Source organism: Angustibacter luteus, assembly GCF_039541115.1.
Lineage (GTDB): Bacteria > Actinomycetota > Actinomycetes > Actinomycetales > Angustibacteraceae > Angustibacter > Angustibacter luteus.
Genome location: NZ_BAABFP010000007.1, coordinates 501,076 through 524,300, shown reverse-complemented (window position 1 = coordinate 524,300; position 23,225 = coordinate 501,076). Strand labels below are relative to the sequence as shown.

Genomic DNA, 23,225 nt, shown 5'->3' with positions numbered 1-23,225 from the left:
CCCGACGAATCGCTCAGCGCCAGCGGAGAACCGAGCTCAGCACGGACAGCGCGGCCGGCCCAGCGGTCGACGAACGCAGCACCTCACGCCCGATCCGGCAGGTGGTCGCCCCCGCAAGCACCATGGCATCGACCTCGGCCGGACTGATGCCCCCCTCGGGACCGACCACCAGCAGCACCTCGCCGGCCAGAGGCACGTCCACCGAGGCCAGCGGTGCGGTGGCGTCCTCGTGCAGCACCACGGCGAGCGTCGACACCTGCACCCGACGCACCAGCGCAGTCCGGTCGACCAGTTCGCCGACCACCGGGACCCGGGCCCTGCGGGACTGCTTCGCCGCGGCCCGTACCGTCTGCTCCCACTTGCGCCGCGACCGCACCCCACGCTCGCCGCGCCAGACCACGACGCTGCGCTCGGCCTGCCAGGGCACCACCTCGTCGACGCCCAGCTCGGTGGCGGCCTCGATCGCCAGGTCGTCCCGCTCGCCCTTGGCCAGGGCCTGGACCAGGACGAAGCGCGGGGCCGGCTCGGGCACCTCGTCGCGGGCATCGACCCGCAGGGTGACCTCGTCGCGCCCGACGGCCAGCACGGTGCAGCGGGCCAGGACCCCCGACCCGTCGGCGACGTCGACGAGCTCGCCGACGGTGATCCGCCGCACCGTCGCGGCATGGCGCCCCTCCGGGCCGTCGAGCAGGACGGAGCCGCCTGGCCGGATGCCCTCCAGGGCGTCCGGCTCCACCAGGAACAGCGGCGCCGTCAACGCCCGCCCTGCAGGGCGTCCTTGAGCCGGCCGAACAGCCCGCTGCCGTGGCTCGCCAGCCGCCCCTCGGGCCGCTCCTCGCCGCGCAGCCTCGCCAGCTGGGTGAGCAGCGCCCGCTGCTCGTCGTCCAGGTTCTTGGGCGTGCTCACCTCGATGTGCACGACGAGGTCACCCCGGCCCAGGCCCCGCAACCGGGTCACCCCGAGCCCGCGCAGCGTGGTCACCTGACCGGACTGGGTCCCGGCGGCGACGTCCAGGGTCTGGTCGCCGTCCAGCGTGTCCAGCGTGATGCTCGTTCCCATCGCGGCCGCGGTCATCGGCAGCGACACGGTCGCGTGCAGGTCGTCCCCGCGGCGCACGAACGTCGGGTGCGCCGCGACCACGATCTCGACGTACAGGTCACCGGCGGGGCCGTTGCCGGCGCCCACCTCGCCCTCGCCGGCGAGCTGGATCCGGGTGCCGGTGTCGACACCGGCCGGGATCCGGATGGTCAGCGAGCGGCGCGAGCGCACCCGTCCCTCGCCGGAGCACTGGATGCACGGGTTCGCGATGACCGTGCCGAAGCCCTGGCAGGTCGCGCAGGGCCGGGAGGTCATCACGTTGCCCATGAACGAGCGCTGGACCTGCTGGACCTGGCCGCGTCCACCGCACACGTCGCAGGTGCGGGTCCCGGTGCCGGGCTGAGCGCCGTCACCGTGGCAGGTCGGGCAGCCCACCGCGGTGTCGACGGAGACCTCCTTCTCGGTGCCGAACACGGCGTCCCGCAGGTCGATCTGCACCCGGATCAGCGCGTCCTGACCCCGGCGTTGGCGCGATCTCGGGCCCCGCTCGGGCCCGCCCTGGCCGCCGAAGAACGCGTCCATGATGTCGGTGAACGAGAAGCCCTGGCCGAACCCACCGGCCGCCCCCGCCCCGAAGGCGTCGCCACCGCGGTCGTAGCCAGCCCGCTTCGCGGGGTCGCTGAGCACGTCGTACGCGGCGCTGACGGACTTGAACCGGTCCTCGGCCTCGGGCGTCGGGTTCACGTCGGGGTGCAGCTGACGGGCGAGCTTGCGGTACGCCTTCTTGATCTCCTCGGGCGTGGCGTCACGGGCGACGCCCAAGGTCTCGTAGTGGTCGCTCAAGGGTCCTTCTCTTCACACGGTCGGGATGGCGTGGTCTGCGGCTGCCGGACGGCGGGGCGGCCTACCCGTCGAGGGCCCGGGAGACGTAGCGGGCGACGGCGCGCACGGTGGCCATCGTGGTCGGGTAGTCCATCCTCGTCGGTCCGAGCACGCCCAGCGCGGCGACGACGTCCTGGCCGCTGCCGTAGCCGCTGCTCACCACCGAGGTGCCGTGCAGACCCTCGTGCTGGAGCTCGCTGCCGATCCGGACGGCGACCGCGTTCGGGTCGTGCGACAGCTCGCCGAGCAGCCGCAGCAGGACGACGTGCTCCTCGAGCGCGTCGAGGACGGGGCCGATGCTGTCCGGGAAGTCCTGGCCGAACCGCGCCAGGTTGTTCGCGCCGGCCAGCACCACCCGCTCCTCGCGCTCCTCGACGAGCGCGTCGTCCAGCGCGCGCACGATGGAGCGGACCAGGTCGCGGTCCTCGGCGGGGAGCTGCTCCGGCAGGTCCTGCAGGCGGGTCGCGGCGTCGGTGAGCAGCAGGCCGGCGGACTCGGCGTTGATCCGGGCCCGGATCTCACCCAGCACGGCGTCGTCCAGCACCGACTCCGTCTCGAGCACCCGCTGCTCGACCCGGCCGGTGCCGGCGATCACGACGACGAGCAGGCGCTGCGGCGCGATCGGGATGAGCTCGATGTGCCGGACCGTGGACCGGGTCAGCGAGGGGTACTGCATCACGGCGACCTGGTGGGTCAGCGAGGCCATCAGCCGGACCGTCCGGTCCACCACGTCGTCCAGGTCGACCGCCCCGGCCAGGAACCCGTGGATCGCCTGCTTCTCGGGCAACGACATGGGCTTGAAGGTGGACAGCCGGTCGACGAACACCCGGTAGCCGGCATCAGTCGGCACCCGGCCGGCACTGGTGTGCGGTTGGGTGATCAGGCCCTCGTCCTCGAGGGCGGCCATGTCGTTGCGGATCGTGGCGCTCGACACGCCGAGGCGGTGGCGTTCCACGAGGGCCTTGGAACCGACCGGCTCGCGGGTCTCCACGTAGTCCTCGACGATGGCGCGCAGCACGGCGAGCCGTCGCTCGTCGCTCACGGGCACCTCCTCGTCGTCGTCCGGCACCCAACCTGGCACTCCACGGGCGCGAGTGCCAGTCTACGTCCTCGCCTAGCATCGCCGCCGTGGACCGCTACGGGGACGACGTGCTGGCCGGGGACTGGAAGAAGCCTCCGCGCGGCCGCAGCACGCCGGTCAGCGCCGAGACCGGCCTGGTCGTCGAGGACGTCGAGACCGGCTGGTGCGGAGCGGTCGTGCGCACCGAGAAGGCGGGCGGCGTCCACGTCGTGCACCTGGAGGACCGCCGAGGCCGCACCCGAGGGTTCCCGCTCGGACCGGGGTTCCTGCTGGACGGCGCGCCCGTCGTGCTGGTGGCCCCGCGCGCCCCAGCTGCCCCGCCGGCACCGACCCGGACGGCGAGCGGCTCCCGGGCGGTCGCCGACCACCGGGCGCGGACGGCACGTGGGTCGCGGATCTGGGTGGAGGGCAAGCACGACGCCGAGCTCGTGGAGAAGGTCTGGGGGCACGACCTGCGGGTCGAGGGGGTCGTCGTCGAGATGCTGGACGGCGTCGACGACCTGGCCGCCGCGGTGCAGGACTTCTCCCCCGGGCCGGGACGCCGCCTGGGCGTGCTGGTGGACCACCTCGTCCCGGGCTCGAAGGAGTCCCGGCTCGTCGCCGAGGCCGTCCAGCAGCCCGGCCTTCGCGGGCAGCTGCTGGTGGTCGGCCACCCCTACGTGGACGTCTGGCAGTCGGTCCGCCCGCAGCGACTCGGCCTCACCGCCTGGCCCACGGTGCCGCGCGACGTCGAGTGGAAGCGTGGCGTGCTGGCCCACCTCGGCTGGCCGCACGCGGACCAGGCCGATGTCGCTCAGGGCTGGCGGCGGATCCTCGCCGAGGTCACGTCGTACACCGACCTCGAACCCGCGCTGCTCGGCCGGGTCGAGGAGCTCATCGACTTCGTCACGGCGGATTCCCAGGACCGATGACGCCACGGCCCGCACCCCCTACGCTGACCAGTCCAGTCGGCACACCACCTCAGGAGAGCACGTGAGCGAGCAGACGCCCGAGCAGCGGCCCGAGCCGACGCCTCCCCCGGCCGCCGCGCCCGCAGCGCCGGCACCGGGTGCTCCGCTGAACGACTCGGACGCGCGGCTGTGGGCGATGCTCGCCCACCTCGGCGGGATGGCGATCAGCTTCCTGGCGCCGCTCATCGTCTGGCTGATCTACCGCGAGCGCTCCGAGCTGGTCGACGACCAGGGCAAGGAGGCCCTGAACTTCCAGCTGACGGTCCTCATCGCGCTCGTCGCGGCCGGTGTCGTGGCGGGGATCACCTTGGGGCTGCTGAGCTTCCTGCCCGGCGTGGTGTGGGTCGCCAACGTCATCTTCTGCATCATCGGCGGGGTCGCCGCCAACCGCGGTGAGCACTACCGCTACCCGCTCACGCTGCGCCTGGTGAAGTGATGACGCAGCCGCCGTACCAGGGCCAGCCGCCGTACCAGGGCCAGCCGCCGTACCAGGGCCAGCCGCCGTACCAGGGCCAGCCGCCGTACCAGGGCCAGATGCCGTACCCGCCCGGTTACCCCGTGCCCCTCAACCCCTCCGACGAGCGGACCTGGGGCATGCTGGCCCACCTGTCGCCGTGGCTCGGCGGCGTCGTGGGCTTGCCGGTCCTCGGGCCGCTGGTGGTCTTCCTGATGTACAAGGAGCGTTCGCCGTTCGTGCGCCGGCACGCCGCCGGCGCCCTGAACTTCCAGATCATGCTGCTCATCGTGACCTTCGCGACGCTGGTGCTCGCGGTCCCGCTCGCCATCGTGACGATGGGGATCGGGCTGCTCATCATCATCCCGGTCGGTCTGGTCATCGTGATCGGCTCGGTCGTGCTGCAGATCATGGGAGCGGTCGCGGCCAACCGCGGGCAGGAGTTCCACTACCCGCTGACCCCGGACATGGTGCGCTGACCCGTCCGGCACGTCCGCTCAGGGCAGCAGTGCGCGGACCACCGCGTCCGCCAGCAGGCGGCCGCGGCGGGTGAGCACCGCGCGCCCGCCGATCGCGGCCGTGCCGTCCAACAGCCCGTCGGCCACCAACCCGGCGACCGCCCGGCGGCCGGGCCCGTCCAGCCCGGCCAGGTCCAGACCCTCGCGCAGCCGGACGCCGAGCAGCACCCGCTCGGCGTGCTGCTGGTCGGCGTCGAGCACCTCGCGCGCGGCGGCCGGGCTGACCCCGGCCGCGAGGCGATCGGCGTAGGCGCTGGGGTGCTTGACGTTCCACCAGCGCACGCCGCCGACATGGCTGTGCGCGCCCGGACCGACCCCCCACCAGTCACCGCCGGCCCAGTACCCGACGTTGTGCCGGCAGCGGGTCGCGGGCGACGTCGACCAGTTGCTGACCTCGTACCAGCCGAGCCCAGCACCGGTGAGCACCGCGTCGGCGAGCTCGTACTTGTCAGCCTCGTCGTCGTCGTCCGGCATGGTCACCTCGCCGCGGCGCACCCGGGTGGCCAGTCGGGTGCCCTGCTCGACCACGAGCGCGTACGCCGAGACGTGGTCTGGCTGGCACGCCAGCGCGGCGCGCAGGCTGGCCTCCCAGTCGCCCAGCGACTCCCCCGGCGTGCCGTAGATCAGGTCGAGGCTGACGTCGAGCCCGGCCGCCCGGGCCCACTGCACGACCCGCGGCACCCGCTCCGGGTCGTGCGTGCGGTCCAGCGTGGCCAGGACGTGCGGAACGGCCGACTGCATGCCGAAGCTGATCCGGGTGAAACCGCTGTCTCGCAACACCTTCAGCGACTCCGCAGTGACCGAGTCGGGGTTCGCCTCCGTTGTGACCTCGGCGCCGTCGGCCAGGCCGAAGGTGGCGCGCACGCCCTCGACGAGCAGGCCGAGGTCGGTCGGGTCCAGCAGGGTCGGTGTGCCACCGCCGACGAACACGGTCGCGGCGGGCGGGGCGTCCTCCCCGAGGACCCGACGGGCGAGCGCGAGCTCGCTCAACGCCGTCCGGGCGAAGGTCGCCTGGCTGGCCCCGCCGCCCAGCTCGGTGGCCGTGTAGGTGTTGAAGTCGCAGTACCCGCAGCGCACTGCGCAGAACGGCACGTGCAGGTAGACGCCGAAGGCAGTGTTCCCGAGGGAGTCGAGCGCGGACGACGGCAGCGCACCGTCCGCGGGCGCGGCGTCACCGTCGGGCAGGGCACTGGGCACCCGCCCATGGTCCCTCAGGCCGAGGCGGCCCGGGCCACCGCCTGCTCGCAGGACCGGCGCAGCTCGGGCTGCAGGGCGACCTCGCCGGCCGCCTGGGCGTCGAGCAGTCGCTGCGCCGCCACCGCCCCCACCCGCGGGAAGCAGTCGGCGATCGTGACTCCGTGGGCGGGGCGGTGCTCGATCGCGATGCGGTCGCCCGCCGCGATGCTGCCCTCGCGCAGGACCCGCAGGTACGAGCCCGGCGTCCCGTGCTCGGTGAACCGCTTGACCCAGTGCGGTTCGTTCATCCAGCGCTGGAAGGTCGCGCACGGCACCCGCGGCGAGGTCACCTCCAGCACGACGCCGTCCTCGTCCGCGCCGATCCGCCACCGCTCGCCGATCACGGCGGCGCTCAGGTCCAGGCCGGTGGTGCGCAGGTTCTCGCCGAACAGGCCCGGCTCGACGTCGCGGTCCAGCTCGCCCGCCCACCAGGACGCGTCCTCGCCGGCGAAGGCGTAGACCGCTTGGTCCGGCCCGCCGTGGTGCTCGACGTCCAGCTGCTTGTCCCCGTGCAGACCCAGGCGGCGCACGGCGACCTTGCCCGTGACGGGCCGCTTGTCGATGGCCGTCTCGCCGACGTCGCCGCCCTCGTCGGGGTGCACCTCGTGGACGACGCAGACCGCCTCGATCAGAGCCATGGCGATAGTGGACCACAGGCCGACCGGCGATGCGCAGGCGAGCCGCTCAGTCGGTGTAGAGGGTGTCCAGCAGGTCGACGTACCGCCGCTCGACGACGCGGCGGCGCAGCTTCAGGGACGGGGTGAGCTCGCCCTCCTCGACCGTCAGGTCGCGGGTGAGGATCTCGAAGCGCTTGATGGTCTCCCACCGGCCGAGACCCGCGTTGAGCTCCTCGATGTAGCCCTGGACCATCTCGCGCGCCGCCGGGGACGTCACGATCTCGTCGTACGGCGCCCCGGCCATGCCGTGGTGCTGGGCCCAGGTGGTCATCGCATCGGCATCCAGCGTGACGAGCGCGGTGATGTACTTGCGACCCTCGCCATGCACGACGATCTGGCTGGCGTAGGGGCAGACCGCCTTGAACCTCGCCTCGATCCCTTGCGGCGCAACGTACTTGCCGCCCGAGGTCTTGATCAGGTCCTTCTTGCGGTCGGTGATCCGCAGCTGGCCGTCGACGAACTCGCCGATGTCACCGGTGCTCAGCCAGCCGTCGTCGTCCAGCACCTGCGCGGTCTCGGCCGGTAGCCCGTGGTACCCGACCATCACACCGGGCCCCCGCAGCAGCACCTCGCCGTCCGCAGCCAGCCGCACCTGCGTTCCAGGGAAGGGCTGACCCACGGTGCCGAAGGCGATCGAGTCCGGACGGGTGATGAACGACGCCGCCGACGTCTCCGTGAGGCCGTAGCCCTCGAGCACCAGGATCCCGGCCGAGTGGAACCACTGCGCGACCTCCTGGCTCAGCGCGGCGGAGCCGGAGATGAAGAAGCGGACCCGACCACCGAACCGGCCGGAGATCTTGGACAGCACCAACCGGTGCGCCAGCGTGTGCTGCGCCGCGAGCAACGGGGTGGGGTGCTCGCCGCGCTGCTGCGCCTGCGAGACCTGGCGTCCGACGTCCATCGCCCACGCGGCCACCTTGGCCTTGACCGGGCTCTCCGCGTCCATCTGGGTGCGGACCCGGGCGTGCACCTTCTCGAAGATGCGGGGCGCTCCGGCCATGAACGTAGGACGGACCACGGCGAGGTTCTCGACCAGCCGGTCGAGGTCGCCGCTCACCGCGGTCGGGAATCCGACGGTCAGCTGGATCGTCAGCAGCACCTTGCCGAAGACGTGCGAGAGCGGCAGCCAGAGGTAGTGCAGGTCGTCCGGGGTCAGCAGCCCGCAGGCGGCGACGGCCGCGCCCTCGTAGATCCAGGACGAGTGCAGCAGCCGCACGCCCTTGGGTCGCCCCGTCGTGCCCGACGTGTAGATCAGTGTCGCCAGGTCGTCCGGGCGCACGGCGGCACTGGCGTCGCGCACGAGGTCCGGGGACTCGGCCAGCGCCCGACGACCCCTCTCGCGCAGCGTGTCCAGGGTGAGGACGTTCGAGTCGCCGGCGTGCTCGGAGTCCGGACCCAACGCGTCCGAGTCCAGCAGCACGACGGCGCGCAGGTGGGGTAGGGACGTCCAGTGGTCGCGGACCTTGCCGAGCTGCTCGGCGTCCTCGGCGAAGACGACCACGGACCCGCTGTCGGCCAGGATGAAGCGGACGTCGTCGGGCGGGGTGGAGGGGTAGACGGTCGTCGTTGCGCCGCCGGCCCGCAGGATCGCCAGGTCCGCCAGGATCCACTCCAGGCGGGTCCCGGAGGCGATGGCGACGGGTTGGGCGGGCGCGACGCCGAGGGAGATGAGCCCGGCGGCGATCTCGTCGACCACCTCGAGCGTGTCCCGCCAGGTCAGCGTCGTCCACGACCGGTCGGCCCGCTGCGAGCGGAACGCCTCGAGGTCGGGCGTGCTCGCCACCCGCCACGCCAGCAGCTCGCCGACGGACCCGGGCAGCTGGCGGAGGAGTCGGTCGAGCGCGACGAGCTCGGCCGGGCTGGCCACCGGTTCGGTCACCGGTTCGACGACCGGTGAACGCTGCTGCTGGGCTGCGGACGCGTCGGCCGTCGTCACGGGGTGTCCTTCCGGGTGGGAACGTGGACCGTCACCGATCCCAGCCGGTCGGGCGTCGGCGGTGACGTCGATCTGCGATGTGCAGAACAGTAAAGGACAGGTCAAGTCTGCGGGAGGGTCTTGATCAACTCACCTCATAGCGGATGTCACTGCCCGGCCCTAGGGTCGATGGTGGGACAAAGGAGGCGATCGGGATGAGATCGCAGTCGTGGTGCAGCATCGTGCCGCCGTACCTGCTCGAGCAGCTCGCCACCAACGGTGACCCCGACCAGGCCCTGCGGGCGACGCAGACGCTGGCGATCGACGTCCGGTACCGAGGCCTGCGGGCGAGCGGTCAGCTGACCACGGCGGCCGGGCAGGGTCCCCCGGCCCAGCCCCCGTCGCCCCGCCGGACCATCAGCGACGCCCACCGGTCGACCGACCTGCCCGGGGACGTCGTCCGCACCGAGGGGCAGCCGGCCACCGCCGACGTCTCGGTGGACGAGGCGTACGACGGCCTCGGGGCGACCTGGTCGCTGTACGACGAGGTGTACGGCCGGGACTCGATCGACGGCGAGGGGATGCCGCTGCAGGGCACCGTGCACTACGGCGAGGGGTACGACAACGCGTTCTGGGACGGCGAGCGCATGGTCTTCGGCGACGGTGACGGCGTGACGTTCAACCGGTTCACGGCGTCGGTCGACGTCATGGGCCACGAGCTCACCCACGGGGTGACCGAGCTGACCGCCGCGCTGGTGTACCAGGACCAGCCGGGCGCGCTGAACGAGAGCGTGTCCGACGTCTTCGGCTCGCTGGTCAAGCAGCGCGCCCTGGGTCAGGAGGCGGCCGCTGCGGACTGGTTGATCGGGGCCGGGCTCTTCACCCCGGCGGTCCAGGGGGTGGCGCTGCGCTCGATGCGGGCACCCGGCACCGCGTACGACGACGACGTCCTGGGCCAGGACCCGCAGCCGGCGACGATGGCTGGCTACGTGCAGACCAGCTCGGACAACGGCGGCGTGCACATCAACTCGGGCATCCCCAACCACGCCTTCTACCTGGCCGCCACGACGATCGGCGGCTTCGCCTGGGAACGGGCCGGGCAGGTCTGGTACGACACGCTGACCGGTGGCTCGCTCGCGTCCGACGTCGACTTCGCCGGGTTCGCCGCCGCGACCGTGACCGCGGCGGAGGCCAGGTTCGGCGCCAGCTCGGCCGAGGTCACCGCGATCCGCGGTGCCTGGACCCAGGTCGGCGTGGGGTGAGCGGCTCCGTCCCGCCCGAGTCGCCTGCTGAGCACGAGCGCCTGCACCTCGAACGCACCGGCGGCTTCGCGGGGATGCGGGTGGACCGGCAGGTCGACCTCGATGCGCTCGATCCCGAGGACGCTGCGGCCTGGCGGGCGCTGCTGGGCTCTCCGCTGCTGCGCGACCTCCCCGAGGAACCCCCGAAGCCGGACCGGTACGTCTATCGGCTGACCCACGAGCGGGCGGGCCTCGACGCGGTCGTCGCCGAGCAGCAGCTGCCCGACGACGTCCGCGACCTGCTGGAACGCACCCTGCGTCACCGCTAGAGCCCGGCCCGCAGGTTGCTGAGCGGGGGTCAGCGGACCGACTTCCGCTCGTAGATCGCCATCGACCAGGCGTACCCGGCGGCGGCGATGACGACGCACCACCCGATCGCGAGGACGGCGTTCGAGCCGATCGGGGTGCCGAGCAGCAGCCCGCGCAGCGTCTCGACGAAGGGCGTGAACGGCTGGTACTCGGCGAACCACTGCAACCCCGCCGGCATCGAGTCGGTCGGCACGAAGCCGCTGCCGAGGAAGGGCAGCAGGAGCAGCAGCATGGGCAGGTTGCTCGCCGTCTCGACCGTCTTCGACTGCATCCCCATCGCGACCGCGAGCCAGCTGATGGCGAACGCGATGAGCACGACCAGGCCGGCTGCGGCGAGCCACTGGACCGGTCCGGTGGTCGAGCGGAACCCGACGAGCAGGCCGACGCCCAGCACCACGACGACGCCGATGATGCCCTGGATGGTGTTGCCGAGGACGTGCCCGGCGAGCACCGCCGCCCGCGAGATCGCCATGGTGCGGAACCGCGCGGTGATGCCCTCGGTCATGTCCATCGCGACGGTCGTCGCGGCACCGCCGGCGGTGCCGGCGATGGTCATCGCCAGGATCCCCGGGATGACGTACGCGACGTACGCCGCCCGCCCGCCGCCCGGGTCCACGCCGGGCAGCCCGGCCCCGAGGGTGCCGCCGAACACGAACACGAACAGCAGCAGGAACACCACGGGCGCGCCGATGACGAACACGGTCAGGCCCGGGTAGCGGACGATGTGCAACAGGTTGCGCCGCAGCATCGTGACGGCGTCGGCGACCACGTGCGACGGGCGGCCGGTGCGCGCGGCGGTCGCGCGCTGGGTGGTGATGGTGGTCATGACGAGGTTCCCTTCTGGTCGACCCCGCCGGTGAGCGCGAAGAACACGTCGTCGAGGTCCGGGGTGTGGATACTGAGGTCGTCGACCTCGAGGTCGGCGGCGTCGAGGCGGTCCAGCAGGGTGCGCAGCGCGCCCACCCCGCCATTGCTCGGCACGGTGAGGGCGAGCCCGGCGTCGTCACGCGCGGACCCGTCGAGCAGGTGGGCGGCAGCGTCGAGGCCGGCCGCGTCGGCGAACCGGAGCCTGATGTGCCCGCCGGGCACGAGGCGCTTGAGCTCGTCCGGGGTCCCCTCGGCGACGATGCGGCCGCCGTCCAGGACGGCGACACGGTCCGCGAGCTCGTCCGCCTCGTCCAGGTACTGCGTGGTCAGCAGGACGCTCGTCCCGTCCGCGACGAGGCCGCGCACGATGTCCCACATCGTGTGCCGGCTCCGCGGGTCCAAGCCCGTGGTGGGCTCGTCGAGGAAGATGACGCTCGGGGTCGCGACGAGGGTCATCGCGAGGTCGAGCCGACGGCGCATCCCGCCGGAGTAGGTGGCGAGCGGCCGGCGCGCGGCCTCGACGAGGTCGAACTGCTCGAGCAGCTCGGCCACCCGCGCCTTCGACCGCCTCGCGCCGAGGTGGCGCAGGCGGGCCATCAGCAGCAGGTTCTCCTCACCGGTGAGCAGGCCGTCGACCGCGGAGAACTGGCCGGTCAGGCCGATCACCGCGCGCACGCCGTCCGGGTCACGGACGACGTCGCACCCGTTGACCGTGGCGGTCCCGGCGTCGGGGCGCACGAGCGTGCTGAGGATGTGCACGGTCGTCGTCTTGCCCGCGCCGTTCGGCCCGAGCAGCGCGGTGACGGTGCCCGCGGGCACGGTGAGGTCGACGTCGTCGAGCACGATCTTGTCGCCGTAGGACTTCCGCAACCCGCGGACGTCGATCGCTGTGCTGGTCATCGCTGCCGATCCTTTCTGGAGCTGTCGGTGGTGCCGGCGCGGTCGACGGTGATGTCGCCGAACTGGGTGCGCGCCCGCACCGAGACGGTCTGCTCGGACGCGCCGGGAGCACTGTCGCCGGCGAGCTGGTTGCGCACGTGCCCGTCCTTGGAGGCCAGGTCGAGCCACGCCGGGACGCCGGGCCGGACGCCGATGTCGACCGCGCCGAAACCGCTCTCGACCTCGATGGACCCGCTCGAGACCTCGTGCAGCCGGATGGCGCCGTACGCGGTCTTCGCCGTGACGGAGGCCAGGGCCCTCGTGATCTCGAGGTCGCCGTACGAGAGCTTCGCGTCGAGGTCGCCGCCGGACTCCTCGACCTGGATGGTGCCGTGCGACGCCTTGAGAACTGCGTCACCGGAGACGGTCCCGAGCCGGATCTGACCGTGCGACGCCGTGATCTCGACGCCGCCCTCGGCAGTGCCCAGACGCGTGTTGCCGTGCGAGGCGCGCAGCCACAGGTCGCCGGTGGTGTCGAGCTCCACGGGGCCCATCGAGCTCTTGATGCGGGTGGCGCCGAGGCGTCCGACGGTGCGCACTGCGCCGACCGCGACCTCGGCAGTGAGCCGTGAACCGGCCGGGACCTCGATCGTGAGGTCGATGGACTCGTTGGGGCCGAGCCACGAGAAGCGTGGCCGCGGCCCCCGGATGGTGAGGCGCTGGCCGTCGAACTCGACGTCGGTGGCCTCCGCGCCGCGGCGGTCGACCGCCTTCGCCGGGTTGGTGGGCGAGACGGTCACGACCGTGTCCGCGCGGTCGCTGGCGACGACCTCGATGGCCCCGACCTGGAGGTCGATGGCGACGTCGATCGGGGTGGTGGTGCTGTAGGTGGGCATGCTGACGCCTGCCTCTCTGTGGGTGTGTTCGTCCGGCCCCGCGGGTTCGCGTGGCTGGTGGTGTGGGGCTGACCCGGGGCTAGCGCGCCCAGCCGGCGAAGTTGTCCCCGGTGCGCAGCACGCGCTGCGCCGTGCGTCGCTGCTTGGGCTGCAGGGCCGCGGCGACGGCGCGGACCAGCCAGGTGTTGACCGACAGACCGTCGGCGGTCGCTGCCTCGTCGACCTGGGCCTTGAGGGCGTCCGGCAGGCGGAGCGTCGTGCGCGAGGTGCTGGTGTCGTCGAGGTCGACCGAGGCTGGCGGCCGGTCGTCCACGTCCGCCTCCGCGTTCGGCTGGCTGATGACGAACTCGACGTCGCGGCCGCGCAGGCGCAGGTCGACCGAACCCGGTGCAAGGTCGCGGGTGATCTCACCGACCGCGGCCGAGAGCACGTCGAGCAGCACGAGCCGCGTCGCGGCATCCAACCCGGCGGCCAGTCGCTCGGCAACGGCACGCGCGTCGTCCGAGCCGTTCTCCGCCGAGTGCACGAGCTGGCGCTGCAGGTCGCTGACGTACTGTCCGAGTTCCATGACACTAAAGTGACACCACAATGGTGTCATGTCAAGCGCTTGTCGTGCCCTGGTGGTGTCACACGACCAAAGTGGGCGTGAAGCTACGTCGACGGCAGCGTGCCGACGGCCGCCTGCAGGGTCGGCAGCAGCGCCCGATCCCGGACGAGGTCGGACTCGGCCGCCAGGATCGCGGTCAGGGCCGAGCGCAGCCGTGGCCCGGCCAGCCCGGCGGCGTCGGCGGCGTCCCGCGGGGTCGGTGGGGACTGACCGGGAGCGCTGGACCGCAGCGTCCGCAGCAGCAGCTCCGCAGAGTCCAGGCGCCCCCACAGGTAGTCGTTCTCCCGCCAGGAAGCGTCCGCGAACCCGCCGAAGTGGTGCAGCGAGACCCCCTTGAGCTTGCCACCGTCCGGAGTCGGCAACGCCATGGCGGCCAGCGGGCTGAACTGGCTCACCGTGATCGGGCTGAACTGCGGCAGCTGCGCCAGCGCCACGGTCGGGAAGATCAGCGCGTCCCACAGCGGGAAGCCCAGGTACCGCGAGAGCAGGCCTCGCCGATCGTCGGACGCCCAGGCGGCGGTGTGCTGCACGAAGCCTTGCCAGATGGGCGCCGTGCTGTCCTCCAGCTGCTCCTGCAGGCTGGCCCGGTAGGTGGAGAACAGAGTGGTGAACTCCGCGTCGTGGTCGGCGGCGAAGCCCTCGGGGTTGCCGAACACGTGGTCGTCGGTCAGGTCGGCGCCGAGGAAGGTCACTGCCGAGTCCGGCACCGCGTGCACCGCCTCCCGCGGCGCCGCCCGCAACTCCTCCAGCAGCTGCCAGGCCCTCGTCTTCAGTGCGTCCAGGTCGGCGCGCGGCGGACCGGTCGCCGTGTCGGTCGTGGCGTAGAGGGCGTTGATGCCGGACAGGATGAACATCAGCCGGCGCTCTCGGTAGGGGACGTCGACCGGGCCGAGCAGCTCGAGCAACCGGCTCTGGTCGACCTCGCGCCACTCGACGTGCCCGCGGGCCCACGCCGAGATGGCGGCGCGGACGAAGCTGGCCCGGCTCGACCCCGGCGGGTAGACGAACCGCTCGACCACCTCGTCGGCGAGCCGCACGCCGGCCACCTCGACCTTCAGCCGGCAGTAGGTGGCGAAGCCGGCCCCGACGAAGGCCGGTGCCGCGGCGTACAGGCTCGCGGCCAGGGTCTGCACGTCCTGCTGGTCGTTGATGTCCCACGCCTGGCCCGCCTGGGCCGACGAGCCCGAGGGGGCCGACGCCCAGGCCGCCTCGATCGCCGCGTCCACCTGCGCCGACTGCTGCTCGGCGATGGCGGCCAGCTCGGCGATGCGGGTGTTCAGGTCCCGCAGGGTCTCGAGCTCGCGCAGGATCGAGTGGCTGCCGCGGACGGAGCCGACGCTCTTCAGCAGACCCGACAGGTAGCCGGGCGCCGGCTCGGCCGCCAGCGGGCCGGGCACGGTGGTGTCGATCGCGCGACCGGGGTCGGGCTGGATGTAGACCAGCCGGCGCACCACCTCGGTCTCCGCACGCTTCTGGCTGATCGCCTCGACGACGAGGTCGAACGGCGCGTTGTCGAGCACTCCCCCGTCGACGAACCAGGCGTCCAGCGACTGCCCGGGGTCGCCGTACCGGCGGCGGAACTTCAGTGCCACCTGCTCGCCGTCCAGCGCCCGACCGGCCAGCTCGGTCTTGAAGCTGTTCAGGCTCACCGGCGGGAAGGCGCCGGGGAAGGACGACGTCGCCCGGGCCGCGAAGGCGAGGGTGCCGACGCTGTCCGCCCCGAACGTGTCGTCCTGGCCGTCGGTGCGCAGCTGGACGACCTGGGAGTGGTCCGTCTCGCGCTGGCTCGCGCCGCCGGCGCCGGTGGGCACCAGCGTGCGGAACCCCGCCAGGTCGGTGGTCGTGACGAACAGGTCCAGCGGAGTCGTCGGCTGCAGCAGGGTGCGACGGTCGGCGTCCACCGGCTTCTCCATGTCCGCGATCGCGTCGTACAGCAGTCGCGACATCCGGTCGCCGCGCAGCGGGGACACCGGCTTGCGCAGCCGCGGCAGCAGGCCGCCGACGGCGAGGGCCGCGCGGGTGCGCCAGCCGAGCAGCGGCGGCGCCTTGAGCAGCTTCTTCAGGTCGCCCTCGTCGATCCAGAGCCGCTTCAGCGCGTCCTGGGACCCGTTGCGCGCCAACACCTTTGCCAGGCAGACACCGTTGATCCCTCCGGCGGAGGTGCCGGCGATGATGTCGACGTTGACCGACAGCACGCGTCCCTCGCCGGCCAGGTCGCGCAGCGCCTCGAAGTAGGCGTGCTCGGAGTCGACGCGCTCGTCGAACGGGTTGTCGCCCTGCGGACCGAGCTCGTCGAAGCGACGCGAAGCCACCACGAGCTTGTGCAGCTCCTTGGCCACCCCGTGCATGTAGATGGCCAACGAGACGCCGCCGTAGCAGACCAGCGCCAGGCGCAGCTCGGTGACGGTCTTGGAACTGCCGGCGGTGTCGGACGCGGCCACGGTTGCTCCCTCAGAGCGCAGCCGGCGTCAGCATCCGGCGTGATCCGAGCCTGATCGCGCGCCCGTTCGGTGTCAACGATCGAGGGACGGTGGATCCCGCCGCTCGTCCGGGACGGCGGCTACTTCTTGGCCTTGTCCGGGACGGCCTCGTTGGACAGCGCGGCGATGAAGGCCTCCTGCGGCACCTCCACCCGGCCGACCATCTTCATCCGCTTCTTGCCTTCCTTCTGCTTCTCCAGCAGCTTGCGCTTGCGGGTGATGTCACCCCCGTAGCACTTGGCCAGGACGTCCTTGCGGATGGCGCGGATGGTCTCGCGGGCGATGATGCGCGAGCCGATGGCGGCCTGGATCGGCACCTCGAACTGCTGGCGCGGGATGAGCTCGCGCAGCTTGCCGGCCATCATCACGCCGTACGCGTAGGCCTTGTCCTGGTGGACGATCGTGCTGAACGCGTCGACCTGCTCGCCCTGCAGCAGGATGTCGACCTTCACCAGGTCGGACACCTGGTCGCCGTCCGGCTCGTAGTCCAGCGAGGCGTAGCCGCGGGTGCGTGACTTCAGCATGTCGAAGAAGTCGAACACGATCTCGGCGAGCGGCAACGTGTAGCGCATCTCGACGCGGTCCTCGGACAGGTAGTCCATGCCGCGCAGGGTGCCGCGCCGGGCCTGGCAGAGCTCCATGATCGTGCCCACGTAGTCGGACGGCGACAGGATCGTCGCCCGCACGACGGGCTCGCGCACCTCACGGATCTTGCCGACCGGGTACTCGGACGGGTTGGTCACGTTGATCTGGGTGCCGTCGTCCATCGTCACGTCGTAGACGGCGCTGGGCAGCGTGGAGATGAGGTCCAGGTCGAACTCGCGCTCGAGCCGCTCGCGGATGATCTCCAGGTGGAGCAGGCCCAGGAAGCCCACCCGGAAGCCGAAGCCGAGCGCCGCGGACGTCTCGGGCTCGTAGACGAGGGCGGCGTCGTTCAGCTTCAGCCGGTCGAGGGCGTCGCGCAGGATCGGGTAGTCCGAGCCGTCGATCGGGTACAGGCCGCTGAACACCATCGGCTTCGGGTCGCTGTACCCGGCGAGCGCGGTCTTCGCCGGCTTTCCGGCGTTGGTGACGGTGTCGCCGACCTTGGACTGGCGGACGTCCTTCACCCCGGTGATGAGGTAGCCGACTTCGCCGACGCCCAGACCCTTGGTGGGCTCGGGCTCGGGCGAGCTGACGCCGATCTCGAGCAGCTCGTGGTGCGCCTTCGTCGACATCATCACGATGCGCTCGCGCGGGCTGAGGTGGCCGTCGATGACGCGGACGTACGTGACGACGCCGCGGTAGGTGTCGTACACGGAGTCGAAGATCATCGCCCGGGCCGGTCCGTCCGGGTCCCCGGTGGGGGCCGGCAGCCGGCGGGTGATCGTGTCGAGCAGCGGCTCGACGCCCACGCCGGTCTTGCCGGAGACGAGCAGCACGTCCTCGGGCTCGCCGCCCACCAGGTGGGCGAGCTCGGCGGCGTACTTCTCGGGCTGCGCCGCCGGCAGGTCGATCTTGTTCAGCACCGGGATGATCGTGAGGTCGTTCTCCATCGCCAGGTACAGGTTGGCCAGCGTCTGCGCCTCGATGCCCTGCGCGGCGTCCACCAGGAGCACGGCGCCCTCGCAGGCGGCCAGCGAGCGCGACACCTCGTAGGTGAAGTCGACGTGCCCCGGCGTGTCGATCATGTTCAGCGCGAACGTCGTGCCGTCGAGCTCCCACGGCATCCGCACCGCCTGGCTCTTGATGGTGATGCCGCGCTCACGCTCGATGTCCATCCGGTCCAGGTACTGGGCGCGCATCGCCCTCGGGTCGACGACGCCGGTGATCTGCAGCATCCGGTCGGCCAGCGTCGACTTGCCGTGGTCGATGTGCGCGATGATGCAGAAGTTTCGGATCAGGTCCGGCGGCGTCGCGGCGGGCGGCAGCGCGGAGCGGGCCATGGGTGACACGAGCGGTGGACCTCATCTGGTCGGGGTCATGGATCACGTCGCGGACGACGGCCCAGTCTCCCACGCTGGCCCCGCAGCGGTCGCCATCCGGCGTCCGTGGGGACGAAAACACCGCGACGCCGCCCGGCAGCGCCTCCTACGCTGCCAGGCGTGGATCTCACCCTGCACCCGCTGACCAGCGCCGACGTGCCGGCCTGGGCCGAGCTGCTGACCGCGATCGAGGCCGTCGACCGCACCGGCGACCACTACGACGAGGGCGACCTGCAGGAGGAGCTCGCCAACCCGGAGGTCGAGGTCGGCAAGGACTTCGTGGGCGCCCGCGCCGGAGGCGAGCTCCTGGGCTACTTCTCCGTGCTGCCCCGGGGCGAGACCGGCAGCACGTTCAAGGTGCAGGTCGAGGGCGCCGTCCGCCCGGATGCCCGCGGTCGCGGCATCGGCACCGCGCTGGTCACCGCGATGCTGGACCGTGCCGTCGAGGCGGCGCGCGAGCGGCGCCCGGACCTGCCGGTCCGGGTCATCGTCACCGGCCTGTCCGCGAACACCGCGCAGGCGGAGCTGTTCGAGACGTTCGGCCTGCGCCCCGAGCGGTGGGAGTTCGCGATGCGGGTCCGGCTCGACCAGGTGCCGTCGGCGGACGGCGACGGCCCCTCGGTGGCCGGCTACGATCTGCGGCCCTACGAGGCGTCCATGGACCAGCCCGTGCTGGCGGCGCACAACTCCGCGTTCCTGGACCACCCGGACTTCACCCCGTGGTCAGCCGCCCTCTGGCACCAGTTCGTCACGGGGTCGAAGGCCTTCCGGCCCGACCTGTCGTTCGTGGCCGTGCCGGCCGGGACGGACACGATCGCGGCGTACCTGCAGACCGACGAGTACGAGGGGTACCAGGCCGCGACCGGACGGCGGGAGGCGTACGTCAGCAAGCTCGGCACCGTGCGCGGGCACCGGGGGCGCGGGCTGGCTTCGGGGCTGCTCAGCCACGCGCTGCGGGCCTACCAGGAAGCCGGGTACGACGAGTCCTCGCTGCACGTGGACTCGCAGAACCCGACGGGCGCCCTGGCCGTCTACCAGCGCGCCGGGTTCGAGGTCGAGACCCGGCTCACGAGCTACGCCGCCCTGCTCGGCGCGTGAGATCAGCGCGGCGGACGTAAGGTCGCAGACATGCTGAAGCGCAAGAAGCGGTGGAGCGAGCTCACCCCCGGCCAGCGCAAGGCCGCGGTGGTGGTCGGTGCGATCGAGATGGTGCTGACGGCGATCGCGGCGTCCGACCTCAGGCAGCGGCCGGCGGACCAGGTGCGCGGCCCGAAGCTGCTGTGGACCCTGGCGCTCGGCATCCAGCCCGTCGGCCCGATCGCTTACCTCGTCGCGGGCCGCCAGTCCGACTGAGCTCACAGGTCCATCGACAGCCAGACGCGGTCCCGCAAGGGGATGCCGTCGATGTCGATCGGGTCCGGGTACCCGGTGCTCGCGGTGAACGCGTCGCGTTCCACGCTGAGCATCCGGAACCCTCGGCGCTGGTAGAACCGCAGGTTGTCGGTACCCGCCGCGGCGGTGGACACCATCAGCGTCCGGCTCGCCTGCGAACGGCACTCGGCCACGGCCCGCTCGACCAGAGCCCGCCCGATTCCGTTGCCCCGGAAGGACTCCACGACCGCCAGGCTCTTCAGCTCCAGCACGTCGGACCGGTCGCCGTCCACCAGCTGCAGGTGACCGACGACGACACCGTCCACGACGGCCACGAGGACCCGCCCGAGCGGCAGGTAGGCGTCCAGCTGGAGGGCCGAGTCCTCGGCCAGCTCGAACATGGGTCGCAGGTCCTCCCGCGGGCCGGTGAACCAGCTGATCTCGGCGGTCTCCGCGTGCATCCGACCATCGTGAACCGCCCCCGCCCAGGAGTCGACGGCATTCCTGGGAATCCCTTTGCCCCTGGCGTGGTTGGTGGAGGAGAGTCGCTGCATCCCCGCTCCTGGCCTCGCGTGGCCAGACCGCGTCCCGCTGGAGGAACCGTGAGCGTGCCGACCACACCCGCCGACGAGCCTGACGCCGACGTCCCGACGGCCGCATCGGCTGCGACCGCACCGACGGAGGAGCCGGACCCGCGGCGGTGGTGGGCCCTGGCGGTGCTCGCCGCGGCTCAGCTGATGATCGTGCTCGACGCCTCCATCGTGAACATCGCGCTGCCGAGTGCGCAGGAGGACCTCGGCATCTCGAACGCCAACCGGCAGTGGGTCATCACGGCGTACACGCTCGCGTTCGGTGGGCTGCTGCTGCTCGGCGGGCGCATCGCGGACTACACCGGGCGCAAGCGCACGTTCATCATCGGTCTGCTGGGGTTCGCCGGAGCGTCCGCTCTCGGCGGCATCGCCTCCACCCAGGCGCTGCTGTTCGCGGCCCGCGGGTTGCAGGGTGCGTTCGCCGCGCTGATGGCGCCCGCGGCACTGTCGATCGTCACGGTGACCTTCACCGACCCCAAGGAGCGGGCCAAGGCCTTCGGCGTGTTCGGGGCGCTCGCGGGTGGTGGCGCTGCGATCGGCCTGGTCGTCGGTGGCGTGCTCACCGAGTACGCCTCCTGGCGCTGGTGCCTGCTCGTCAACACGCCGGTCGCGATCCTGGTGGCGGTGCTGGCCGTCCGGCTGGTGCACGAGAGCAGGGCCCCCGGGGACACCCGGTACGACGTCCCCGGTGTGCTGCTGTCCTCGCTCGGTCTCGTCTCGCTGGTGTACGGGTTCACCGAGGCGGCCAAGGCAGCGAACCCCGGCGACCGCAACGACACGTCGGTGCAGGGCTGGGGCGACTCCTCGACGATCACCTTCCTGGTGCTCGCCGTCGTCCTGCTGACTGCCTTCGTCATCTGGGAGACACGGGCGAAGAACCCGCTGCTGCCGTTGCGGATCGTGCTGGACCGCAACCGTGGCGGTGCGTACCTGGTGTTCCTGCTGGTCGGCGCCGGGCTGTTCGCGATGTTCCTGTTCCTGACGTACTACTTCCAGATCAACCTGGGCTACACGCCACTCAAGGCGGGGTTCGCGTTCCTGCCGTTCAGCGCCGGGCTGATACTGAGCGCCGGGGTCGTCGCGCAGCTCCTGCCCCGGCTCGGGCCACGGCCGATCATGGTTCCGGGACTGGCCCTGGCCGTCGTCGGCATGCTGTGGTTGACCCAGATCGACGCGACGACGCCGTACGTCACGCACGTGCTGCCGTCGCAGCTGGTGATGAGCGTCGGCCTGGCCGGCGTGTTCATCCCCGCCGCGAGCACCGCGTTGATCGGTGTCGGGCACCACGACGCCGGGGTGGCGAGCGCCGTCCTGAACACGTCCCAGCAGATCGGCGGCTCCCTGGGCACCGCGCTGCTGAACACGATCTTCGCCGGAGCCGTCACCGCCTACCTGGTCGACCACGTGCACAGTCCGCAGGATGCGCAGCGGATGGGTCCGGACGCACTGATCCACGGCTACCAGGTCGCCTTCTTCTGGGGCGCGGTCCTGTTCGCGCTCGCGCTGGTGGTGGCCGCGACGCTGATCAACGCGAAGAAGGAGGACATCCCGGCCGACGCCGCTGCGGGCGCCGCCTAGGATGAGCCGGTGGACGGTCTGGTCGCGCTGCTCGTCCTGCTCGTCCTGCTGGTCGCGCTGGCCGGGGCGCTAGCTGCCTTGTGGTGGTTTGCGAAGCGGGTCCGCCGGCGCGCTGGCGCCGGGTCCTTGATGGGGCCCTTCGACCAGATCTGGCGGCCGACCGCGCACCACGCGCGGGTGCGGGCACAGGAGCAGGACGAGCGAACCGTCACCTCGCCGTCGCCCGGTGATCCGCTGGAGCAGCCGTGATCCGGCTGTGCGTGCTGCTCTGGGAGCACCCGGACCGGGCCGACGCCGTCCGGCAGTACGAGGACGAGGTGCTGGCCCTGCTGCCCGATCACGGCGCCCGGCTGGTCTCGCGCGACGTCGTCTCGCCCCGGGTGGAGGGCGATCCGCTGGAGGTCCAGGTCATCGAGCTGCCGGACCAGCCGGCCCTCGACGCCTACCTGGCCGACCCGCGCCGCGTCGCGTTGACCGAGCAGCGGGACGCCGCCGTCGCGCGGACCCAGGTCCTGACGCTGGCCCGCCGCTGAGCGACCTCACCCGGTCTGGCGCAGCTCGTCGAGGACGACGTCCCGCACCTGGTCGTGCGTCAGGTCGAGCTCGGTGAACGTCCTGGCGACCGTCCCGGACTGCCCGCGCAGCAACCCCAGCAGCAGGTGCTCGGTGCCGATGTACTTGTGCTTCAACGCGATGGCCTCGCGCAGGGCGAGCTCGAGCGCCTTCTTGCCGTCGGTGGAGAACGGGATGTGCTTGCGACTCGTCCCGGTCGGCTCGGCGAGCGGGCCGAGGTCCGACTCGACCCGGCGCAGCACCTCCTCGGCGTCGATGCCGATGGCCCTCAGCGCCTCGAGGTCACCGTCGTCCAGGCTGCCCAGTGCCGACGTCCGCTGGCGCCGGACGGCGTCGCGCACGTCCTCCGCACCGCTCCCGAGCCGGACCAGGCAGCGCATCGCCAGGCTGTCCGGGTCGTCCAGCAGCCCGAGCAGCAGGTGCTCCGCCTCGACGCGGGTGGCGTGCTGCGCCCGCGCGTGGGTCTGGGCGGCGACGACGACCGTCCGTGCCCGGTTGGTGAACCGCTCCAACATGGTCAGTCCTCTCGACCTCGGCCGGCGAGCAGTCCTCGCCGTGCCGCATGCTTCTTGTGCACCGCCTGGCGGCTGACTCCCAGCACGTCAGCGACCTCCTGCCAGGACCAGCCCTGCGCCCTGGCGCTGGCCACCTGCGCCGCCTCGAGCTGCTCGAGGAGCTTGCGCAGGGCGGCGACGGCCCGCAGCCCGGTCCGGGGGTCGGGGGCGGCCGCCGCGGTGGCGAGCTTGGTGGCTTCCGACATGGCCGTCAACATACGTTGACAGGCAGATCCTGTCAACCTGTGTTGACACATGCCAGGTAACTCCCGTGCACCCGGTGCGCCCGAGCCGTCAGACTGGCGGCGTGGACGACACCGACGTGCTCCAGATCGACTACGGCGCAACGGTCGCGCGCCCAGGCTGGGAGGAGCTGCCGGACGCCGTGCGGCGAGCGGTCGGCGCGGCGGCCGGTTCGCCGGTGGTACGCGCCGAGCCGCCGGCGACCAGCGGGTTCAGCGGAGGCTTCGCGGCCGTCGTCCACCTGCGGGACGGCCGACAGGTC

General features: G+C 72.1%; 25 protein-coding genes. 10 read left to right on the top strand and 15 right to left on the bottom strand.

All coding sequences use genetic code 11. From position 1 onward, the window contains the following. Nucleotides 1-13: 13 nt before the first annotated feature. The 3 genes from ABEB17_RS16595 to hrcA form a co-directional block, all read right to left on the bottom strand. The gene (locus ABEB17_RS16595) at nucleotides 14-757 is read right to left on the bottom strand and encodes a 16S rRNA (uracil(1498)-N(3))-methyltransferase (RefSeq protein ID WP_345717836.1); all 744 of its coding nucleotides are present in this window, start codon (nucleotides 755-757) and stop codon (nucleotides 14-16) included. Continuing rightward, nucleotides 754-1,881, bottom strand: coding sequence for a molecular chaperone DnaJ (dnaJ, locus tag ABEB17_RS16590; RefSeq protein WP_345717835.1), 1,128 nt, complete (start codon nucleotides 1,879-1,881; stop codon nucleotides 754-756). The genes ABEB17_RS16595 and dnaJ overlap by 4 nt, the downstream gene beginning before the upstream one ends. Nucleotides 1,882-1,942: 61 nt before the next feature. After that, nucleotides 1,943-2,962: a heat-inducible transcriptional repressor HrcA gene (hrcA, locus tag ABEB17_RS16585; protein ID WP_345717834.1), complete on the bottom strand. Its 1,020-nt coding sequence runs from the start codon at nucleotides 2,960-2,962 to the stop codon at nucleotides 1,943-1,945. Between the two features lie 86 nt (nucleotides 2,963-3,048). Between hrcA and ABEB17_RS16580 the strand changes: the two genes are divergently transcribed. The 3 genes from ABEB17_RS16580 to ABEB17_RS16570 all read left to right on the top strand — a co-directional run bounded on the left by ABEB17_RS16580 (nucleotide 3,049) and on the right by ABEB17_RS16570 (nucleotide 4,884). Further along, nucleotides 3,049-3,912, top strand: coding sequence for a DUF3097 domain-containing protein (locus tag ABEB17_RS16580; protein ID WP_345717833.1), 864 nt, complete (start codon nucleotides 3,049-3,051; stop codon nucleotides 3,910-3,912). Nucleotides 3,913-3,973: 61 nt separating this feature from the next. Further along, nucleotides 3,974-4,387 (top strand): DUF4870 domain-containing protein, encoded by a 414-nt coding sequence (locus ABEB17_RS16575; RefSeq protein ID WP_345717832.1) that lies wholly within the window; start codon nucleotides 3,974-3,976, stop codon nucleotides 4,385-4,387. After that, complete coding sequence (locus tag ABEB17_RS16570) at nucleotides 4,387-4,884, top strand: DUF4870 domain-containing protein (RefSeq protein ID WP_345717831.1); 498 nt, start codon at nucleotides 4,387-4,389, stop codon at nucleotides 4,882-4,884. Before ABEB17_RS16575 ends, ABEB17_RS16570 begins: the two co-directional genes overlap by 1 nt. 18 nt (nucleotides 4,885-4,902) lie before the next feature. Here ABEB17_RS16570 and hemW read toward each other — a convergent pair whose 3' ends face one another. The 3 genes from hemW to ABEB17_RS16555 are packed head-to-tail and all read right to left on the bottom strand — an operon-like array spanning nucleotide 4,903 to nucleotide 8,703. After that, nucleotides 4,903-6,120 (bottom strand): radical SAM family heme chaperone HemW, encoded by a 1,218-nt coding sequence (gene hemW / locus ABEB17_RS16565; protein ID WP_345717830.1) that lies wholly within the window; start codon nucleotides 6,118-6,120, stop codon nucleotides 4,903-4,905. A gap of 14 nt (nucleotides 6,121-6,134) precedes the next feature. Then, nucleotides 6,135-6,797 carry an MOSC domain-containing protein gene (locus ABEB17_RS16560; protein WP_345717829.1) on the bottom strand — a complete coding sequence of 221 codons (663 nt, stop codon included), beginning with the start codon at nucleotides 6,795-6,797 and terminating at the stop codon, nucleotides 6,135-6,137. Between the two features lie 46 nt (nucleotides 6,798-6,843). Further along, nucleotides 6,844-8,703, bottom strand: coding sequence for an AMP-dependent synthetase/ligase (locus ABEB17_RS16555; protein ID WP_378227161.1), 1,860 nt, complete (start codon nucleotides 8,701-8,703; stop codon nucleotides 6,844-6,846). Between the two features lie 263 nt (nucleotides 8,704-8,966). On the opposite strand from ABEB17_RS16555, the gene ABEB17_RS16550 reads away from it, so the two are divergent. Both ABEB17_RS16550 and ABEB17_RS16545 read left to right on the top strand, forming a co-directional pair. Continuing rightward, on the top strand, nucleotides 8,967-10,013 hold the full coding sequence (locus ABEB17_RS16550; RefSeq protein WP_345717827.1) for a M4 family metallopeptidase: 1,047 nt from the start codon (nucleotides 8,967-8,969) through the stop codon (nucleotides 10,011-10,013). Continuing rightward, on the top strand, nucleotides 10,010-10,321 hold the full coding sequence (locus ABEB17_RS16545) for a protealysin inhibitor emfourin (RefSeq protein ID WP_345717826.1): 312 nt from the start codon (nucleotides 10,010-10,012) through the stop codon (nucleotides 10,319-10,321). The genes ABEB17_RS16550 and ABEB17_RS16545 overlap by 4 nt, the downstream gene beginning before the upstream one ends. Nucleotides 10,322-10,350: 29 nt before the next feature. Here ABEB17_RS16545 and ABEB17_RS16540 read toward each other — a convergent pair whose 3' ends face one another. The 6 genes from ABEB17_RS16540 to lepA form a co-directional block, all read right to left on the bottom strand. Continuing rightward, complete coding sequence (locus tag ABEB17_RS16540) at nucleotides 10,351-11,187, bottom strand: ABC transporter permease (protein ID WP_345717825.1); 837 nt, start codon at nucleotides 11,185-11,187, stop codon at nucleotides 10,351-10,353. Then, on the bottom strand, nucleotides 11,184-12,128 hold the full coding sequence (locus ABEB17_RS16535) for an ATP-binding cassette domain-containing protein (RefSeq protein WP_345717824.1): 945 nt from the start codon (nucleotides 12,126-12,128) through the stop codon (nucleotides 11,184-11,186). Before ABEB17_RS16535 ends, ABEB17_RS16540 begins: the two co-directional genes overlap by 4 nt. Continuing rightward, nucleotides 12,125-13,003 carry a DUF4097 family beta strand repeat-containing protein gene (locus ABEB17_RS16530; RefSeq protein ID WP_345717823.1) on the bottom strand — a complete coding sequence of 293 codons (879 nt, stop codon included), beginning with the start codon at nucleotides 13,001-13,003 and terminating at the stop codon, nucleotides 12,125-12,127. Before ABEB17_RS16530 ends, ABEB17_RS16535 begins: the two co-directional genes overlap by 4 nt. A 79-nt stretch (nucleotides 13,004-13,082) precedes the next feature. After that, a complete protein-coding gene (locus tag ABEB17_RS16525; protein WP_345717822.1) occupies nucleotides 13,083-13,571 on the bottom strand; it encodes a histidine kinase in 489 nt (162 codons plus the stop codon). An 83-nt stretch (nucleotides 13,572-13,654) separates the two neighbouring features. Continuing rightward, the gene (locus ABEB17_RS16520; protein WP_345717821.1) at nucleotides 13,655-16,051 is read right to left on the bottom strand and encodes a patatin-like protein; all 2,397 of its coding nucleotides are present in this window, start codon (nucleotides 16,049-16,051) and stop codon (nucleotides 13,655-13,657) included. A 119-nt stretch (nucleotides 16,052-16,170) separates the two neighbouring features. Then, the gene (gene lepA / locus ABEB17_RS16515) at nucleotides 16,171-18,015 is read right to left on the bottom strand and encodes a translation elongation factor 4 (RefSeq protein ID WP_345717954.1); all 1,845 of its coding nucleotides are present in this window, start codon (nucleotides 18,013-18,015) and stop codon (nucleotides 16,171-16,173) included. Nucleotides 18,016-18,174: 159 nt separating this feature from the next. On the opposite strand from lepA, the gene ABEB17_RS16510 reads away from it, so the two are divergent. Then, nucleotides 18,175-19,152 carry a GNAT family N-acetyltransferase gene (locus ABEB17_RS16510; RefSeq protein WP_345717820.1) on the top strand — a complete coding sequence of 326 codons (978 nt, stop codon included), beginning with the start codon at nucleotides 18,175-18,177 and terminating at the stop codon, nucleotides 19,150-19,152. 30 nt (nucleotides 19,153-19,182) lie between these two features. Further along, entirely contained in the window at nucleotides 19,183-19,407 is a 225-nt protein-coding gene (locus ABEB17_RS16505; RefSeq protein ID WP_345717819.1) for a PLD nuclease N-terminal domain-containing protein, read from the top strand. Between the two features lie 2 nt (nucleotides 19,408-19,409). Here the strand turns inward: ABEB17_RS16505 and ABEB17_RS16500 are convergent, their stop codons facing one another. After that, nucleotides 19,410-19,886, bottom strand: coding sequence for a GNAT family N-acetyltransferase (locus tag ABEB17_RS16500; protein WP_345717818.1), 477 nt, complete (start codon nucleotides 19,884-19,886; stop codon nucleotides 19,410-19,412). A 147-nt stretch (nucleotides 19,887-20,033) separates the two neighbouring features. On the opposite strand from ABEB17_RS16500, the gene ABEB17_RS16495 reads away from it, so the two are divergent. The 3 genes from ABEB17_RS16495 to ABEB17_RS16485 are packed head-to-tail and all read left to right on the top strand — an operon-like array spanning nucleotide 20,034 to nucleotide 22,126. Then, complete coding sequence (locus ABEB17_RS16495) at nucleotides 20,034-21,593, top strand: MFS transporter (protein WP_345717817.1); 1,560 nt, start codon at nucleotides 20,034-20,036, stop codon at nucleotides 21,591-21,593. 9 nt (nucleotides 21,594-21,602) lie between these two features. After that, nucleotides 21,603-21,842: a hypothetical protein gene (locus tag ABEB17_RS16490; RefSeq protein WP_345717816.1), complete on the top strand. Its 240-nt coding sequence runs from the start codon at nucleotides 21,603-21,605 to the stop codon at nucleotides 21,840-21,842. Beyond that, on the top strand, nucleotides 21,839-22,126 hold the full coding sequence (locus ABEB17_RS16485) for a DUF1330 domain-containing protein (RefSeq protein ID WP_345717815.1): 288 nt from the start codon (nucleotides 21,839-21,841) through the stop codon (nucleotides 22,124-22,126). Before ABEB17_RS16490 ends, ABEB17_RS16485 begins: the two co-directional genes overlap by 4 nt. Nucleotides 22,127-22,132: 6 nt before the next feature. Here the strand turns inward: ABEB17_RS16485 and ABEB17_RS16480 are convergent, their stop codons facing one another. Continuing rightward, nucleotides 22,133-22,681, bottom strand: a complete 549-nt coding sequence (locus ABEB17_RS16480; protein ID WP_345717814.1) for a Clp protease N-terminal domain-containing protein — start codon at nucleotides 22,679-22,681, stop codon at nucleotides 22,133-22,135. A gap of 2 nt (nucleotides 22,682-22,683) precedes the next feature. Beyond that, entirely contained in the window at nucleotides 22,684-22,926 is a 243-nt protein-coding gene (locus ABEB17_RS16475; RefSeq protein WP_345717813.1) for a helix-turn-helix domain-containing protein, read from the bottom strand. Nucleotides 22,927-23,225 lie beyond the last annotated feature (299 nt).